Here is a 15,932-nt window from a genome sequence, read left to right on the forward strand (position 1 = left end):
AATCCCGCGATGATCAGGTCACAGGGCGGAGTTTGATCAAACCCTGAAGGGGGACAGGATGTTTCAGGTACTGACAGGATCATGGGCGCTGTTTCTGGGAATGTTCCTGTTGATGGTGGGCAATGGGCTGCAAGGCACATTGCTGGGCCTGCGCGGCGAGATGGAAGGTTTCAGCACGCTGGCGCTGTCTTTCGTGATGTCGGCCTATTTCCTGGGCTTCTTGTTTTCATCGCGCTTTACCCCTGAACTGATCCGCCGTGTCGGCCATGTGCGGGTCTTTGCGGCGATGGGGTCGATGATCTCGGCGGTGCTGATCCTTTATCCCACATTGGTGGACCCGATTGCCTGGACCATCGGGCGGGTGATCATGGGGTTCTGTTTCTGCGGCGTCTATATCACCGCCGAAAGCTGGCTGAACGATGCGTCAAGCAATGCCAACCGCGGCAAGGCGCTGTCGCTTTACATGATCGTGCAGATGGCGGGGATCGTCTTTGCGCAATATATCGTCAGCCTGGGCGATGTATCGGGCTATGTGATCTTTATCATCCCTTCGGTGCTGGTGTCGCTGGCCTTTGCGCCGGTGCTGTTATCGGCCCGCCCGATGCCGGCCTTTTCCGCGACCAAGCCGATGCAGATCAAGGCGCTGATCCAGACCTCGCCCTTGGGCTGCGCGGGGATGTTCCTGCTGGGCGGCGTCTTTGCCGCGCAATTCGGCATGTCGGCGGTTTACGGCAGCCGCGTCGGGCTGAGCGTGGGGGAAATCTCTTTCTTCATCTCGGCGATCTATGTGGCCGCATTGGTGCTGCAATATCCGATCGGCTGGCTGTCCGACCGCATGGACCGGCGCCGGCTGATCATCTGGATCGCCCTGCTGGGCGGGTTCGGGTCGCTGATCGCCTTTATCGTGCCGGGCAGCTTTGTGCTGATCATTATCAGCGGGGCCATCGTGGGCGGCACATCCAACCCGCTTTATGCGCTGCTGATCGCCTATACCAATGATTACCTCGAAAAAGAGGATATGGCCGCCGCCTCTGGCGGGTTGTTGTTCATCAACGGGCTGGGGGCGATCATGGGGCCGCTGATCGTGGGTCTGATGATGGATGTGATCGGGGATAACGGGTTCTGGCTGTTCACCGCGGTGCTGATGCTGGGGGTGGGGCTGTTTGGGATGGTGCGTGCCGCGCAGCGGGATCGCGGCGCGCTGGATCTGGATCAGGTGCCCTATGCGCCGGTCTCGGCCGGATCATCCGCTGTCGCTGTCGGTGTCGCGCAAGAGGTCTATCTGGACGCCGTCAGCGACGAGATCGCCGCCCGCGCCGATCAGGACGCCTAATAGGACAGGCGATTTTGAGGGCTGCTTGCCAAGAACCTCTTGTCAGATCACGATTTGTCTGTTCCTTTGACCCAAGGGGCAGCAGAGCGGGAGGATCGGGGCAGTGGCGCGCGCAGACGAGGTTCTGGCCTTTTGGCTCGATGAATGTTCGCCCTCGGATTGGTATAAATCCGATCCTGATTTCGACGCCCTGATCCGCGACCGTTTCGCGCAGACATGGATCGCCGCGACCGAAGGATCGCTGGGGCTATGGCTGACCCATCCGACCGGCACGCTGGCCTATATCATCCTGACCGATCAATTCCCGCGCAATATGTTCCGCGACACGGCCAAGGCCTTTTCCACCGATCTGCTGGGGCTGGCCGCCGCCAAGATGGCGATTGAACGCAATTGGGACATGAAGATCGCCGAACCCGCGCGGCAATTCTTCTACCTGCCCTTGATGCATTCCGAGGCTTTGTCCGATCAGGACCGCGCGGTCCGGCTGATCCATTCGCGGATGCCCGAGACCGGCGAGGCCAACCGCGACCATGCCCGCGCGCATCGCCGGATCATCCGCGATTTCGGCCGCTTTCCCTATCGCAATGCCGCGCTGGGCCGGCGCAGCAGCCCCGCCGAGCAAAGCTTTCTGGATGCGGGTGGCTATGGCTTTGCCCTGCGCATGTTGCAGGAAAAACCGGCCTGATCCGCCTTGCGCCCGCGCGATAGCTGATATGACCCAAGGTCACTGGAGATCGCGGTCAAATTAGTTTAACGTTCAACTAATTCTGAACAGGGAGGGCCAGATGGCTGCGAAAAACTTTGATCTGATCATCATCGGGGCAGGTCCCGGCGGTTATGTGGCGGCGATCCGCGCGGCGCAATTGGGCATGAATGTCGTTGTGGTCGAGCGTGAAAACCTCGGCGGGATCTGTCTGAACTGGGGCTGTATCCCGACCAAGGCGATGCTGCGATCCTCCGAAGTGTTCCACCTGATGCACCGCGCCAAGGAATTCGGGCTGAGCGTCGAAAAGGTCGATTACGATCTGGATGCCGTGGTCAAACGCTCGCGCGGGGTGGCCAAGCAGATGGAAGGCGGCGTCAAGCATCTGCTGAAGAAAAACAAGGTCACCGTGATCATGGGCGAGGCGACGATCCCCGCCAAGGGCAAGGTCAGCGTCAAAACTGATGCCGGCACCGAGGATTTGACCGCCAAGAATATCGTGCTGGCCACAGGCGCACGCGCGCGCAACCTGCCGGGGCTAGAGGCGGATGGCGACAGGGTCTGGTCCTATCGTCACGCGCTGGTCCCGCCGCATATGCCCAAGAAATTGCTGGTCATCGGCTCGGGCGCGATCGGCATCGAATTTGCAAGCTTTTACAACACTTTGGGCGCCGAGACGACCGTGGTCGAGGTGATGGACCGCGTGCTGCCCGTGGAAGATGCCGAAATCAGCGCCTTTGCGAAAAAGCAATTCGTCAAACAGGGCATGACGATCATGGAAAAGGCGACGGTCAAGCAATTGGACCGCACCAAGGACAAGGTCACCGCCCATATCGAAAGCGGCGGCAAGGTTGAAAAGAAAGACTTTGACACCGTGATCAGCGCTGTCGGCATCGTCGGCAATACCGAAGGTCTGGGGCTGGAAGCTTTGGGCGTCAAGATCGACCGCACCCATGTGGTGACGGATGAATATTGCCGCACCGGGGTGGATGGGCTTTATGCCATCGGCGATATCGCGGGCGCGCCATGGCTTGCGCATAAGGCCAGCCATGAAGGCGTGATGGTCGCCGAATTGATCGCGGGTAAACACGCCCATCCGGTCAAACCCGAAAGCATCGCAGGCTGCACCTATTGCCACCCGCAGGTCGCATCCGTCGGCTATACAGAGGCCAAGGCCAAGGAACTCGGCTATACTGTCAAGGTCGGCAAGTTTCCGTTCATCGGCAATGGCAAGGCCGTGGCCCTGGGCGAACCCGAAGGGCTGATCAAGACCGTGTTCGATGCCAAGACAGGCGAGCTGCTGGGCGCGCATATGGTCGGGGCGGAAGTGACCGAATTGATCCAGGGCTATGTGATCGGCCGGCAGTTGGAAACCACCGAAGAAGACCTGATGAACACGGTCTTCCCGCATCCGACCCTGTCAGAAATGATGCATGAAAGCGTGCTGGATGCTTATGGGCGCGTGATCCATATGTAGCCCCAAAGGTGGGTTCAAACCCACCTTACCGGCGTCAATCCGCGCAGCGTGCTTTTTGCGCGCTGCGCCTGTGACGCCTGTTGCAAATAAATCCGTAAATGTTCTATTAATGTTCCGCAAGGCCATTGGACCGGCGCGGCTGTCGGCTTATGTAGCAGCCTTGGACAAGGGATGACCCATGGCAGAGCTGAAACATATCGCAGTGCGCGGCGCGCGCGAACATAACCTCAAGAACATTGACGTGGATATTCCGCGCGACCAGCTTGTGGTGATCACCGGCCTGTCGGGGTCGGGCAAATCCTCGCTGGCTTTTGACACGATCTATGCCGAAGGGCAGCGCCGCTATGTCGAATCCCTGTCGGCCTATGCGCGGCAATTCCTCGATATGATGGAAAAGCCCGATGTCGATCATATCAGCGGCCTGTCCCCCGCGATTTCCATCGAGCAGAAAACCACCAGCAAGAACCCAAGGTCCACCGTCGGCACGATCACCGAGATTTACGATTACCTGCGTCTGCTGTTTGCCCGCGCGGGCACGCCCTATAGCCCCGCCACCGGCCTGCCGATCGAGGCGCAGCAGGTGCAAGACATGGTCGACCGTGTCATGGCCCTGCCCGAAGGCACGCGCGGCTATCTGCTGGCCCCGATCATCCGCGACCGCAAGGGCGAATACCGCAAGGAATTTCTGGACCTGCGCAAACAGGGCTTCCAGCGCGTCAAGGTGGACGGGCAGTTCTATGAACTGGACGAGCCGCCGACGCTGGACAAGAAATTCCGTCATGATATCGATGTGGTCGTTGACCGGATCGTCGTGCGCGCGGGGTTGGAAACGCGGCTGGCCGATAGTTTCCGCACAGCGCTCGATCTGGCGGATGGGATCACCGTGCTGGAAACCGCGCCCGCCGAGGGCGAGGGCGCACCCGAACGCATCACATTCTCGGAAAAATTCGCCTGTCCGGTCTCGGGTTTCACGATCCCCGAGATCGAACCGCGCCTGTTTTCCTTTAACGCCCCCTTTGGCGCTTGCCCGGATTGCGACGGGCTGGGGGTGGAATTGTTCTTTGACGAACAGCTGGTCGTCCCCGATGTGACGCTGAAAATCGCCGATGGCGCGCTGGCCCCCTGGCGCAAGGGCAAGTCGCCCTATTTCCTGCAAACCATCGAAGCCATCGCCAAACATTACGGGTTCAACAAGAATGCCCGCTGGAAAGACCTCGACCCCAAGGTGCAGGAGGTGTTTCTGCGCGGCTCTGGCAGCGAGGAGATCAAATTCCGCTATGACGAGGGCGGGCGCGTCTATCAGGTCGAACGCCCCTTCGAAGGCGTGATCCCCAATATGGAACGCCGCTACCGCGAGACCGACAGCAATTGGATCCGCGAGGAATTCGAAGCCTATCAGAACAACCGCCCCTGTGGCACTTGCGGCGGCTACCGGCTGCGCCAAGAGGCGCTGGCGGTCAAGATCGGTGGCCAGCATGTCGGGCAGGTCGTGCAGATGTCGATCAAGGAAGCCTATGATTGGTGCCTGACCGTCCCCGACAACCTGTCCAAGCAGAAGAACGAAATCGCCGTGGCGATCCTGAAAGAAATCCGCGAACGGCTGGGGTTCCTGAACAATGTCGGGCTGGAATATCTGACGCTGGCACGCAATTCCGGCACTTTGTCGGGTGGTGAAAGCCAGCGTATCCGGCTGGCCAGCCAGATCGGATCGGGGTTGCAAGGTGTGCTTTACGTGCTGGACGAACCCAGCATCGGGCTGCATCAGCGCGATAATGACCGGCTGCTGACCACGCTGAAAAACCTGCGCGATCAGGGCAATACGGTGATTGTCGTCGAACATGACGAAGAGGCGATCCGCGAGGCCGATTACGTCTTTGACATCGGCCCCGGTGCGGGTGTGCATGGCGGACAGGTCGTGGCCCAAGGCACCCCGGCCGAGATCATGGCCAATGAAAATTCGATCACCGGGATGTATCTGACCGGCAAACGCGAAATCGCCGTGCCCGCGACCCGCCGCAAGGGCAAGGGCAAAAAGCTGACCGTGGTCAAGGCGACGGGCAACAATCTGCATGATGTAACGGCGGATTTCCCGCTGGGCATGTTTGTCTGTGTCACCGGCGTGTCGGGCGGCGGCAAATCCACGCTGACGATTGAAACCCTGTTCAAGAATGCCTCGCAGAAATTGAATGGCGCGCGCCAGACACCGGCACCCTGCGAGACGATCAAAGGGTTCGAACATCTCGACAAGGTCATCGACATCGACCAGCGCCCCATCGGGCGCACGCCGCGGTCCAACCCTGCGACCTATACCGGGGCTTTCACCCCGATCCGCGACTGGTTTGCCGGCCTGCCAGAGGCCAAGGCCCGCGGCTATAAACCGGGGCGGTTTTCCTTCAACGTCAAGGGGGGCCGCTGCGAGGCGTGCCAAGGCGACGGTGTCATCAAGATCGAGATGCATTTTTTGCCCGATGTCTATGTCACCTGCGAGACCTGCAAGGGCGCGCGCTATAACCGCGAAACGCTGGAGGTGAAGTTCAAGGGCAAGAGCATCGCGGATGTGCTTGATATGACAGTGGAAGATGCGCAGGGATTTTTCACCGCCGTGCCGTCGATCCGCGAAAAGATGGATGCGCTGATGCGCGTGGGGCTGGGCTATATCAAGGTGGGCCAGCAGGCCACGACGCTGTCAGGCGGCGAGGCGCAGCGCGTGAAACTGTCCAAGGAACTGGCGCGCCGGTCCACGGGCCGCACGCTTTATATTCTGGATGAGCCGACGACGGGGCTGCATTTCGAGGATGTGCGCAAGCTGCTGGAGGTGCTGCATGAATTGGTCGATCAGGGCAATTCGGTGATCGTGATCGAACATAACCTCGATGTGGTGAAAACCGCCGATCATATCATCGATATCGGTCCCGAAGGCGGTGATGGCGGGGGGCGGATCGTCGCAGTCGGCACGCCCGAAGAGGTGGCCGAGGTCGCGGAGAGCCATACGGGACGCTATCTCAAACCGATGCTGGCACCGCGCAAGGTGGCGGCGGAATAGGGACAGCGCCATCCTTGGGGATGGCGCTGGCCTCCGGCGGGAGTATTTTTGGAAAAAAGAAGTCAGCTGCGCTGGCGGTTTGCGAACCGTGGCAGCATGGCCGAGAAATCGCGGCCGCGCCCGTTTTCGGTTTCCACGAAACGCGCGTAAAGCGTGGTGGCGGCCTGGCCCAGCGGTGTGTCGGCATCTGCGGTTTCGGCGGCTTGCTGGCTTAGCCGCAGGTCCTTGAGCATGAGTTCGGCGGCGAAGCCGGGTTTATAGCCGTTGTCGGCGGGGCTGGTGGGGCCGATGCCGGGGGCGGGGCAATAGGTGTTCATTGACCAGGACGCGCCCGAGGAGGTGCTGACCACATCGAACATCGCCTGCCGGTCAAGGCCCAGCTTGTCGGCCAGCGCAAAGGCTTCGCAGGTGGCGATCATCGTGACGCCGAGGATCATGTTGTTGCAGATCTTGGCCGCCTGCCCATTGCCTGCCGCGCCGCAATGCACCGCCTTTTGCCCCATGATGGCGAAGAGCGGTTTGACCGCCTCGAACGCGGGCAGCGGGCCGCCTGCCATGAAGGTCAGCGTGCCGTTCGTGGCCCCGCCGATGCCGCCCGAAACTGGCGCGTCGATGGCTTGCAGGCCCTGGGCAGTGGCGGCTGTCGCGACCGCGCGCGCGCTATCCACATCGACGGTCGAGCAATCCAGATGCACCGCCCCCGGTTTCATCGCCTTGTGGATGTCATCCGCAACCGCGCGCAGGATCGCGCCATCGGGCAGCATGGTGATGACGACATCGGCGTCTTGCACGGCCTCTTTTGCGGTCTTGGCCAATGTCAGCCCCGGCGGTGTCGCCGCAGGGTCAAACCCTGTCACCGCATGGTCGCGTGCGAGATTGGCGGCCATGGGCGCGCCCATATTGCCCAGCCCGATAAAGCCGATTTTCATGTTGCATCCTCCCAGATCAATGCATCCTTGCCCAAAGGGGCGGTCATCGCGGTGATGTCATCATCGCTATAGGGCTGCCAGCGCGGGCTGCGGTCGCGGTCGATGATCGCGGCGCGGATGCCTTCGATGAAATCGCCCTGTGCTGCGCAGCGGAATGTATAGCGGAATTCATGGTCGAGCGCGGTTTTGATCTGCGGGTCCTGTCGGACCGCCGCGATGATCCGCGCGGCCACGGCCATGGCCAGCGGGGCGTTGTAATCCAGCAGCGGCAGCGCATGATCGGCAAGCGCGCCGCCTGTCGCCAGCTGCGCCCGGATCATCGCCAGGTCGGGCGCGCAAAAGGCCGCGTCAATGACGCCTTGCCAGTCTTTCAGCCGGCTGTCGGGGGCGGGGCCGGCCTTGATCGCGGCGACATTGCCTGTCGTGGTCAGGATTGATTTCAGCGCCTCCCAATATTGCGCCGGGATGTAATGATCGGCGAAACCCGCATGGATCGCATCGCCCGCATCCATCCGGTCGCCGGTCAGGCCCAGATAGGTCCCCAGATAGCCCGGCGCGCGGGCCAGAAGAAGCGAGCCGCCCACATCCGGCACCAGCCCGATGCTGCATTCGGGCATCGCGATCTTGCTGCCCTCGCAGACGATCCGATGGCTGGCATGGCAGCCGATCCCGACACCGCCGCCCATGGTAAAGCCATGCAGGAAGGTCACGATGGGTTTGGGGTAATCATGGATCTTGCGGTTCAGCCGGTATTCGTCGCGCCAGAACCTCTGGCCATAGCTGAAATCGCCGCGCTGGCCGCTGGCATACATATCCGCGATATCACCGCCTGCGCAAAAGGCACGCTCGCCCGCGCCGTCGATCAGGATCAGCGCGACCTGCGGGTCGCGGGACCAATCATCCAGCGCGGTCTCGATGGCCAGGCACATATCCCAGGTCAGCGCATTCAGCGCCTGGGGCCGGTTGAGCGTGATCAGCCCCGCGCGCCCGTCCTTGCGGATCAGGATATCTGTCATCGGATCATCTGGCGCGCGGTGATCAGGCGCATGATTTCATTGGTGCCTTCGAGGATCTGATGCACCCGCAGGTCGCGCAGGATTTTCTCGATCCCGTAATCGGCCAGATAGCCGTAACCGCCATGCAATTGCAGGCATTGATCGGCCACCATGCTGCCGGTTTCGGTGCAAAGCTTTTTCGCCATGGCGCAGAATTTCGTGGCATCCGGCGCAGCGGTATCCAGTTTCCATGCCGCCTGCCGCAGAAAGATGCGCGCCGATTGCAGCGCGATTTCGGCATCGGCCAGCCGGAATTGCAGCCCCTGGAACTGGTCAAGCGATTGGCCGAACGCCTTGCGGTCTTTCATATAGGCCAGCGTCTGGTCCAGCGCGCATTGCGCGGCCCCGATCGAACAGGCCGCGATATTGAGCCGCCCGCCATCCAGCCCGGCCATCGCATAGCGGAAGCCTTGGCCTTCCTCGCCCAACACATTCGCCAGCGGTGTGGTGCAATCGTCCAGCTGCACCTGGCGGGTCGGTTGCGAGCGCCAGCCCATTTTATCCTCTAGCCCGCCGAACGACAGGCCGGGGGCGCCCGCCTCGACAAGGATCGCGCTGATCCCCTTGGGGCCAGGCTCGCCGGTGCGGGCCATGATGATATAGGCATCCGAATAGCCACCGCCGGAAATGAACGCCTTGGTGCCGGTCAGCTGGTAGTTTTCATTACTGCGGGTGGCGCGGGTTTTCAGCGCTGCCGCGTCGGAACCTGATCCGGGTTCGGTCAGGCAATAGGACAGGATCAGGTCCATCGACAAGGCGCGCGGCAGGATCCGCGCCTTGAGATCATCGGACCCATAGCTGTCGATCATCCGCGCGCACATGTTGTGGATTGATAAAAACGCCGCCACCGAGGCGCAGGAATATGACAAAGCCTCGAACACCAAAGTCGCGTCAAGGCGCGACAGGCCTGCGCCGCCGCTGTCTTCGGACACGTATAGCCCGCCGAACCCCAGATCGGCCAGTTTGGGCCACAGGTCCTTGGGGATCGTGCCCGCCGCGTCCCAGTCGCGCGCAAAAGGGGCGATATGCTCTTGCCCGAAGGCCAGCGCCATGTCGAAAATCGCGGATTGTTCCTCGGTCAGCGCAAAGTCCATGATGCCTCTCCCAGCAAGAAATGAACACTTGTTTAATTATTGCGCGCCTGCGGGCGGTTTGGCAAGGGCGGTGAGGCCCTTGCCCTTGATGTTATTCCATCAGCGGGATCGAAAAGGCGCTGCCGTCCTTGATGCCCGAGGGCCAGCGCGATGTGATGGTCTTGGTGCGGGTGTAGAATTTGAACGCATCCGGCCCGTGCTGGTTCAGATCGCCGAACATGGATTTCTTCCAGCCGCCGAAAGTGTGATAGGCCAAAGGCACTGGGATCGGCACGTTCACGCCGACCATGCCGATGTTGATCCGGTTGGCGAAATCGCGCGCTGCATCGCCGTCGCGGGTAAAGATCGCGGTGCCATTGCCATATTCATGATCCATCGCCAGACCCAGCGCTTCTTCATAGCTTTGCGCGCGCACCACCGACAGGACGGGGCCAAAGATTTCCTTGGTATAGATGTCCATATCCTTGGTCACGCGGTCAAACAGATGCGGGCCGACGAAGAATCCATCCTCATAGCCCTGCAATTTGAAATCGCGGCCATCGACGACCAGATCGGCGCCTTGTTCCACGCCGCTTTCGATCAGCTTGAGGATATTGGCCTTGGCGGCCGCTGTCACGACGGGGCCGTAATCGACGTCATTGCCCGATGTATAGGGGCCGACCTTCAGCTTTTCGATACGCGGCACCAGCTTTTCGATCAGGCGGTCGGCGGTTTCCTCGCCCACGGGGACGGCGACTGAAATCGCCATGCAGCGTTCGCCAGCGGCACCGTAACCGGCACCGATCAGCGCATCGGCGGCCTGGTCCATATCGGCATCGGGCATGATGATCATATGGTTCTTGGCACCGCCGAAACATTGCACGCGCTTGCCGTTGGCGCAGCCACGGCCATAGATATATTCCGCGATAGGGGTGGACCCGACAAAGCCGATCGACTGGATCACGTCATGATCAAGGATCGCATCCACCGCTTCTTTGTCGCCGTTGACGACCTGCAGGATGCCTTTGGGCAGGCCCGCTTCTTCCATCAGCTCGGCCAGCATCAAGGGCACAGACGGGTCGCGTTCGGAAGGTTTGAGGATAAACGCATTGCCGCAGGCGATGGCGGGGGCGAACATCCACATCGGGATCATGGCGGGAAAGTTGAAGGGCGTGATGCCCGCGGTGACACCCAGCGCCTGTTTCATCGAATACATATCGATGCCGGGACCAGCGCTATCGGTGAATTCACCCTTCAGCAGCTGCGGCGCACCGATGCAATATTCGACAACTTCAAGGCCGCGCACCACATCGCCCTTGGCATCGGGGATGGTTTTGCCGTGTTCGCGGGACAAAGCCTCGGCCAGCTTGTCCATATCGCGGTTCAGCAGGCCGACAAAGGCCATCATCACCCGCGCGCGGCGCTGTGGGTTCACGGCGGCCCAAGCGGGTTGCGCCTTGGCGGCGATTTGCACAGCCTTGTCCATCTCGGCGGCATTGGCCAGCGGCACGCGCGCCTGCACGTCGCCGGTGGCGGGGTTATAGACATCGGCAAAACGGCCGGACGTGCCTTTGACATGCGCGCCGCCGATGTAATGGGTCAGTTCCTGCATAGCATCCTCCATTGGGTTGGCGTGACTATAGCCTTGCGTTTTTGCAGGTAAAAGCGGCAATATATCAAAATCATTTTGCATAAATGCAGGAACGAATGGACAATTGGGATGATATGCGCGTGTTTCTGGCCGTCGCGCGGATGGAAAGCCTGTCAGCGGCGGCCCCGCTGACGAAAATGGACCCGGCCACGCTCGGGCGCCGGATCGCGCGGCTGGAATGCAGCCTTGGCGCGGCTTTATTCGTGAAATCGCCGCAAGGCTATGCGCTCACCGATCTGGGAGAGCGGTTGCGCGACCGCGCCGCCGATGCCGAAACGCAATTCGCGCTGGCGGTCGAGGAATCGCGCGGCGGGGCTGCGGCGCTGACCGGCCAGATCCGCATCGGCGCGCCGGACGGTGTGGCCAATTTCCTGCTGCCGCAGGTCTGCGCGGCGCTGCAACGCGACAATCCCGATCTGGAAATGCAGGTGCTGGCCTTGCCCCGCGTCGTCAACCTGTCCCGGCGCGAGGCCGATATGGCGATCACCGTCAGCCCGCCCGCTGCCGGCCAGCTGATCGTGCAAAAGATCACCGATTACCAACTGCATCTGGCGATGCGCGCCGATGCGCCCCCTGCCAAAACGCTGGATGATCTGCGCGGGCGGCCTGTCGTGGGCTATATCCCCGATATGATCTTTGACAAGGAATTGGATTATCTGGGGGCTTTGGGGGCAGGGGGGGTGCAGCTGGCGTCCAATTCCGTCGCGGTGCAATTGCAGATGATCCGCGCGGCGGGGGTGGGGATCGTGCATGATTTCGCGCTGCCCTTTGCGCCCGAATTGCGCCGCGTGCTGACGGATCAGCTGGCGTTGACGCGCACTTTTTATCTGGTGCGCCACCGCTCTGCGCGCCAATCCGACCGGCTGACACAGGTGGCCGCCGCGATCAGCGCCGGGCTGGTGGCCGAGGTTGCGCGTCTGGAACGTATCGCGCGCTTGACAGATGCGCCTGTGGTTTGACAGGCTGGGGTATCGCCATCGTGTTGGGGGGAGACACATCATGATCGTCGGGCAAATCCTGAAATCCAAAGCCGATATCGGCGTTGTCGCGGTCAAGCCGGGTGACCCTGTATCCGCTGCCGTGGCGATCCTGTCCGAAAAGCGGATCGGGACGGTCGTTGTCTCTGCCGATGGGCAGCGGCTGGATGGCATCCTGTCGGAACGCGACATCGTGCGCGAATTGGGCAAGCGCGGCACGGGCTGCCTGTCGGCGTCGGTGTCCGAGATCATGACCGCCAAGCTGACCACCTGCACCGCCGCAGATAGTGCCGATATGGTGTTGCAGATGATGACCGAAGGCCGGTTTCGCCACCTGCCGGTGATGGAGAATGGCAAGATGATCGGCCTGATCTCTATCGGCGATGTGGTCAAGGCGCGACTGGCGGAATTGTCGATGGAAAAAGACGCGCTCGAAGGGATGATCATGGGGCACTAGCCCCGTTGCAATCCGTCGCGCGATAGTGTTGCCTGCGCGCAATATTCTTTCTTCCAGAGGTGCGTCATGCGCGTAGGTCTTTATCCCGGCACGTTCGATCCGGTCACGCTGGGGCATCTTGATATCGTGCGGCGCGCGGCCTCGCTGGTAGATCGGCTGGTGATCGGGGTGGCTATCAACCGCGACAAGGGCCCGCTGTTCACGCTGGAAGAACGCGTCGCCATGGTCGAGGCCGAATGCGTCCCGCTGGGCCGCGATGTCGGCTGCGATATCATCGTGCATCCGTTCGAAAACCTGCTGATCGACTGCGCCCATGATGTGGGTGCCAGCGTCATCATCCGGGGCCTGCGGGCGGTGGCGGATTTCGAATATGAATATCAGATGGTCGGGATGAACCGCATTCTGGACGATTCGATCGAGACGGTTTTCCTGATGGCCGAGGCTGAACATCAGGCCATCGCGTCGAAGTTGGTCAAGGAAATCGCGCGGTTGGGCGGGGATGTGTCAAAATTCGTCACCCCCACCGTCAATAGCGCGCTGATCGCGCGTCTGCGCGGCTAGCAGGCAAAGCCGCCCCCCTGGGGCGCGGCTTGGTGGCGGCAGCCTAGCCGTAGATCGCCTTGGCTGCGATCTTGGCCGCATCTTCGCGAAACAGGCCCAGATCGATTGCCACATCCTGCGGCATGCTGGCCAATTCGTTTTTCAGACGCAGATAGGCGGCGCGTTTCTGCACGGCTGTGCGGACTTTGGTGAAAACAATCATATGCGTGCTCCTTTTGCTGATGCGTCCTTTGCTTGGCCCAGACATAACAATGCTGCGGCGCAGAACAACTGACACTTGGCGCTAGCGGATATGCATGCGCTGCATGGCGCGCATTGCCGGATGAACAAAAAAGACCGGCCCCGCAAAGGACCGGTCTTCTGCATTGAAAGGCGTGGGATTACAGCAGCTTACCCATCGCCACGGCGGTATCCGCCATACGGTTGGAAAAGCCCCATTCATTGTCATACCACGACAGGATGCGCACCATATTGCCATCCAGCACCTTGGTCTGGTCCAGATGGAAGATCGAGGAATGCGGATCATGGTTGAAATCAGAACTGACCATCGGCAGCGCGGTATAGCCCAGAATGCCTTTCAGCGGGCCATCGGCGGCGGCGATGATCGCGTTGTTGATCTCGTCCACATTGGTGGCGCGGCTGGCCTCGAAGGTCAGATCGACGACCGAGACATTGGGCGTGGGCACCCGGATCGCCACACCGTCAAGCTTGCCATTGAGCTCTGGCAGCACCAGACCCACCGCCTTGGCCGCCCCGGTCGAGGTCGGGATCATCGACAGGGCCGCCGCCCGCGCGCGGTAAAGGTCTTTATGCATCGTATCCAGCGTCGGCTGGTCGCCTGTATAGCTGTGGATCGTGGTCATGAAACCTTTGGTGATCCCGACAATATCGTTCAGCACCTTGGCAACCGGGGACAGGCAATTGGTGGTGCAGGATGCGTTTGAGACGACGATATCATCCTTGGTCAGCGATTGGTGGTTGACCCCGAAAACCACGGTCTTGTCGGCATTGGTGCCGGGGGCGGAAATCAGCACGCGCTTGGCACCGGTGGACAGATGCGCCTGACAGGCGTCCTTGCTGGTGAAAATGCCGGTGCATTCCAGCACGACATCGACATGGCCCCAAGGCAGCTCGGCAGGATTGCGGATCGCGGTCACGGCAATCGGGCCACGGCCGGCGTCGATGCTGTTTTCGGTGGTGGTCACCGTGCCGGGGAACCGGCCATGCACCGAATCGAACCGCAGCAGATGCGCATTGGTTTCCACCGGCCCAAGGTCGTTGATCGCCACAACCGTGATATCGGTGCGACCGGATTCGATGATGGCGCGCAAGATGTTGCGGCCGATCCGGCCAAATCCGTTGATTGCTACTTTGACGGCCATGGTTGATCCTCCTTGGGGATGAATGTTGGCGCTAACATTGCGATTTATCGCAAAAGGTCAACCGCCGATGCCAGATGCATCAGCGCCAAAACGCCAGATATTCGGTCAGATCGACGAATTTGCGCAGGGTAAAGACCAAAGCCTGCCAATCATTGGCCAGCCCGTCATAGGCCAGCGCCGCCCCGATCAGCACAAGAAGAAACACCGCGATGCCATTGGTCATGGCACAGGTCTAGCGCCATGCGCGTTTAATGCAAGCGGCCCATGGTGGCTGCGACATCGGCCATCCGCGCCGAAAAGCCCCATTCATTGTCATACCACGCCAGCACACGCACCGTGCGCCCGCCGACGACCTTGGTCTGGTCAGGGGCAAAGATGCAGCTTTGCGTGGTATGGTTGAAATCGATGCTGACCTTGGCTTCGGCATCATAGGCCATGACCATGCCCATATAGCCGCCTGCGGCCTCGGCGACGATGGCATTGACCTCGTCCACGGTGACGGATTTGCCGGCCTCGAATGTCAGATCAACGGCGCTGACATTGGGGGTGGGCACGCGCATCGCGGTGCCGTCCAGCTTGCCTGCCAATTCGGGCAATACCTCGCCCAAGGCTTTGGCGGCCCCTGTCGAGGTCGGGATCATAGCCATCGCAGCGGCGCGGGCGCGATAGAGGTCATCATGGCGCCGGTCCAGCGTTGGCTGGTCGCCGGTATAGGAATGGATCGTGGTCATGATGCCGCGTTCGATCCCGATGGCATCGTTCAGCACCTTGGCCAGCGGCGCAAGGCAGTTCGTGGTGCAGGACCCGTTGGACACCAGCCGTTCCGCCGCCATCAGATCGCGGTGATTGACGCCGTAAACCACGGTGCGGTCCACGTTCTTGGCCGGGGCCGAGATCAGCACCTTGCGCGCGCCGCGATCCAGATGCACCGCTGCGGCATGGCCGTCATTGAATTTGCCGGTGCATTCCAGCACGACATCGACGCCGTCCCAATCCAGCGTGGCGGGATCATAGCTTGACATCACATCAATCGGGCCGCGCCCAAGGTCCAGCGTATTGCCGCTGATTGTCACCGGATGGCCGAACCGGCCATGGACGGAATCGTATTTCAGCAGATGCGCATTGGTGGCAATCGGGCCGGTGGCATTGATCTTGACCACCTGCACGTCATTGCGCCCCGCTTCGGTGATATGCGCCAATGTGCAGCGCCCGATGCGGCCAAACCCATTGATCCCGATGGTGATTGTCATGTGGCATCCCCTTTGTCTGCATGTGTCGTGCAGATTGTATG

Annotated in this window: 15 protein-coding genes; 7 read left to right on the top strand and 8 right to left on the bottom strand. The window is 61.0% G+C overall.

The features are described 5' to 3' along the window. Positions 1 to 58: 58 nt before the first annotated feature. From LOKVESSMR4R_RS05980 to uvrA, 4 genes are all read left to right on the top strand, one after another. The gene (locus tag LOKVESSMR4R_RS05980) at positions 59 to 1,333 is read left to right on the top strand and encodes an MFS transporter (RefSeq protein ID WP_204248731.1); all 1,275 of its coding nucleotides are present in this window, start codon (positions 59 to 61) and stop codon (positions 1,331 to 1,333) included. A 103-nt stretch (positions 1,334 to 1,436) separates the two neighbouring features. Continuing rightward, on the top strand, positions 1,437 to 2,018 hold the full coding sequence (locus LOKVESSMR4R_RS05985; RefSeq protein ID WP_087206738.1) for a DUF924 family protein: 582 nt from the start codon (positions 1,437 to 1,439) through the stop codon (positions 2,016 to 2,018). A gap of 100 nt (positions 2,019 to 2,118) precedes the next feature. Further along, on the top strand, positions 2,119 to 3,513 hold the full coding sequence (gene lpdA / locus LOKVESSMR4R_RS05990; protein ID WP_087206739.1) for a dihydrolipoyl dehydrogenase: 1,395 nt from the start codon (positions 2,119 to 2,121) through the stop codon (positions 3,511 to 3,513). Between the two features lie 178 nt (positions 3,514 to 3,691). Further along, positions 3,692 to 6,556, top strand: a complete 2,865-nt coding sequence (gene uvrA, locus LOKVESSMR4R_RS05995) for an excinuclease ABC subunit UvrA (protein ID WP_087206740.1) — start codon at positions 3,692 to 3,694, stop codon at positions 6,554 to 6,556. A gap of 62 nt (positions 6,557 to 6,618) precedes the next feature. Here the strand turns inward: uvrA and mmsB are convergent, their stop codons facing one another. The 4 genes from mmsB to LOKVESSMR4R_RS06015 all read right to left on the bottom strand — a co-directional run bounded on the left by mmsB (position 6,619) and on the right by LOKVESSMR4R_RS06015 (position 11,225). Beyond that, positions 6,619 to 7,485, bottom strand: coding sequence for a 3-hydroxyisobutyrate dehydrogenase (gene mmsB / locus LOKVESSMR4R_RS06000; protein ID WP_087206741.1), 867 nt, complete (start codon positions 7,483 to 7,485; stop codon positions 6,619 to 6,621). Beyond that, positions 7,482 to 8,501, bottom strand: a complete 1,020-nt coding sequence (locus LOKVESSMR4R_RS06005) for an enoyl-CoA hydratase/isomerase family protein (protein ID WP_087206742.1) — start codon at positions 8,499 to 8,501, stop codon at positions 7,482 to 7,484. Before LOKVESSMR4R_RS06005 ends, mmsB begins: the two co-directional genes overlap by 4 nt. Beyond that, on the bottom strand, positions 8,498 to 9,634 hold the full coding sequence (locus tag LOKVESSMR4R_RS06010; RefSeq protein ID WP_087206743.1) for an acyl-CoA dehydrogenase family protein: 1,137 nt from the start codon (positions 9,632 to 9,634) through the stop codon (positions 8,498 to 8,500). Before LOKVESSMR4R_RS06010 ends, LOKVESSMR4R_RS06005 begins: the two co-directional genes overlap by 4 nt. 91 nt (positions 9,635 to 9,725) lie before the next feature. Beyond that, positions 9,726 to 11,225 (bottom strand): CoA-acylating methylmalonate-semialdehyde dehydrogenase, encoded by a 1,500-nt coding sequence (locus tag LOKVESSMR4R_RS06015; protein ID WP_087212705.1) that lies wholly within the window; start codon positions 11,223 to 11,225, stop codon positions 9,726 to 9,728. 95 nt (positions 11,226 to 11,320) lie between these two features. On the opposite strand from LOKVESSMR4R_RS06015, the gene LOKVESSMR4R_RS06020 reads away from it, so the two are divergent. From LOKVESSMR4R_RS06020 to coaD, 3 genes are all read left to right on the top strand, one after another. Next, positions 11,321 to 12,223 (top strand): LysR family transcriptional regulator, encoded by a 903-nt coding sequence (locus LOKVESSMR4R_RS06020; protein ID WP_087206744.1) that lies wholly within the window; start codon positions 11,321 to 11,323, stop codon positions 12,221 to 12,223. Between the two features lie 40 nt (positions 12,224 to 12,263). Next, positions 12,264 to 12,698, top strand: a complete 435-nt coding sequence (locus LOKVESSMR4R_RS06025; RefSeq protein ID WP_087206745.1) for a CBS domain-containing protein — start codon at positions 12,264 to 12,266, stop codon at positions 12,696 to 12,698. Between the two features lie 66 nt (positions 12,699 to 12,764). Further along, positions 12,765 to 13,259 carry a pantetheine-phosphate adenylyltransferase gene (coaD, locus tag LOKVESSMR4R_RS06030; protein WP_087206746.1) on the top strand — a complete coding sequence of 165 codons (495 nt, stop codon included), beginning with the start codon at positions 12,765 to 12,767 and terminating at the stop codon, positions 13,257 to 13,259. 43 nt (positions 13,260 to 13,302) lie between these two features. Here the strand turns inward: coaD and LOKVESSMR4R_RS20420 are convergent, their stop codons facing one another. The 4 genes from LOKVESSMR4R_RS20420 to gap (LOKVESSMR4R_RS06045) form a co-directional block, all read right to left on the bottom strand. Further along, complete coding sequence (locus LOKVESSMR4R_RS20420; RefSeq protein ID WP_204248732.1) at positions 13,303 to 13,461, bottom strand: hypothetical protein; 159 nt, start codon at positions 13,459 to 13,461, stop codon at positions 13,303 to 13,305. A 178-nt stretch (positions 13,462 to 13,639) separates the two neighbouring features. Further along, positions 13,640 to 14,641 (bottom strand): type I glyceraldehyde-3-phosphate dehydrogenase, encoded by a 1,002-nt coding sequence (gap, locus tag LOKVESSMR4R_RS06040; protein ID WP_087206748.1) that lies wholly within the window; start codon positions 14,639 to 14,641, stop codon positions 13,640 to 13,642. A gap of 79 nt (positions 14,642 to 14,720) precedes the next feature. Continuing rightward, a complete protein-coding gene (locus LOKVESSMR4R_RS20425; RefSeq protein WP_204248733.1) occupies positions 14,721 to 14,864 on the bottom strand; it encodes a hypothetical protein in 144 nt (47 codons plus the stop codon). A 25-nt stretch (positions 14,865 to 14,889) separates the two neighbouring features. Further along, the gene (gene gap, locus LOKVESSMR4R_RS06045; RefSeq protein WP_087206749.1) at positions 14,890 to 15,891 is read right to left on the bottom strand and encodes a type I glyceraldehyde-3-phosphate dehydrogenase; all 1,002 of its coding nucleotides are present in this window, start codon (positions 15,889 to 15,891) and stop codon (positions 14,890 to 14,892) included. Between the last annotated feature and the right edge of the window lie 41 nt (positions 15,892 to 15,932).

Origin of the sequence: Yoonia vestfoldensis (genome assembly GCF_002158905.1) — a bacterium.
Taxonomy (GTDB): Bacteria; Pseudomonadota; Alphaproteobacteria; order Rhodobacterales; family Rhodobacteraceae; genus Yoonia; species Yoonia vestfoldensis_B.

Bases quoted from the DNA above. Each gene is read 5' to 3' on its own strand.
- LOKVESSMR4R_RS05980 (WP_204248731.1), top strand. From the start codon at position 59: ATGTTTCAGGTACTGACAGGATCATGGGCGCTGTTTCTGGGAATGTTC.
- lpdA (WP_087206739.1), top strand. From the start codon at position 2,119: ATGGCTGCGAAAAACTTTGATCTGATCATCATCGGGGCAGGTCCCGGC.
- uvrA (WP_087206740.1), top strand. From the start codon at position 3,692: ATGGCAGAGCTGAAACATATCGCAGTGCGCGGCGCGCGCGAACATAAC.
- mmsB (WP_087206741.1), bottom strand. From the start codon at position 7,485: ATGAAAATCGGCTTTATCGGGCTGGGCAATATGGGCGCGCCCATGGCC.
- LOKVESSMR4R_RS06005 (WP_087206742.1), bottom strand. From the start codon at position 8,501: ATGACAGATATCCTGATCCGCAAGGACGGGCGCGCGGGGCTGATCACG.
- LOKVESSMR4R_RS06010 (WP_087206743.1), bottom strand. From the start codon at position 9,634: ATGGACTTTGCGCTGACCGAGGAACAATCCGCGATTTTCGACATGGCG.
- LOKVESSMR4R_RS06015 (WP_087212705.1), bottom strand. From the start codon at position 11,225: ATGCAGGAACTGACCCATTACATCGGCGGCGCGCATGTCAAAGGCACG.
- LOKVESSMR4R_RS06020 (WP_087206744.1), top strand. From the start codon at position 11,321: ATGGACAATTGGGATGATATGCGCGTGTTTCTGGCCGTCGCGCGGATG.
- LOKVESSMR4R_RS06025 (WP_087206745.1), top strand. From the start codon at position 12,264: ATGATCGTCGGGCAAATCCTGAAATCCAAAGCCGATATCGGCGTTGTC.
- coaD (WP_087206746.1), top strand. From the start codon at position 12,765: ATGCGCGTAGGTCTTTATCCCGGCACGTTCGATCCGGTCACGCTGGGG.
- LOKVESSMR4R_RS20420 (WP_204248732.1), bottom strand. From the start codon at position 13,461: ATGATTGTTTTCACCAAAGTCCGCACAGCCGTGCAGAAACGCGCCGCC.
- gap (WP_087206748.1), bottom strand. From the start codon at position 14,641: ATGGCCGTCAAAGTAGCAATCAACGGATTTGGCCGGATCGGCCGCAAC.
- LOKVESSMR4R_RS20425 (WP_204248733.1), bottom strand. From the start codon at position 14,864: ATGACCAATGGCATCGCGGTGTTTCTTCTTGTGCTGATCGGGGCGGCG.
- gap (WP_087206749.1), bottom strand. From the start codon at position 15,891: ATGACAATCACCATCGGGATCAATGGGTTTGGCCGCATCGGGCGCTGC.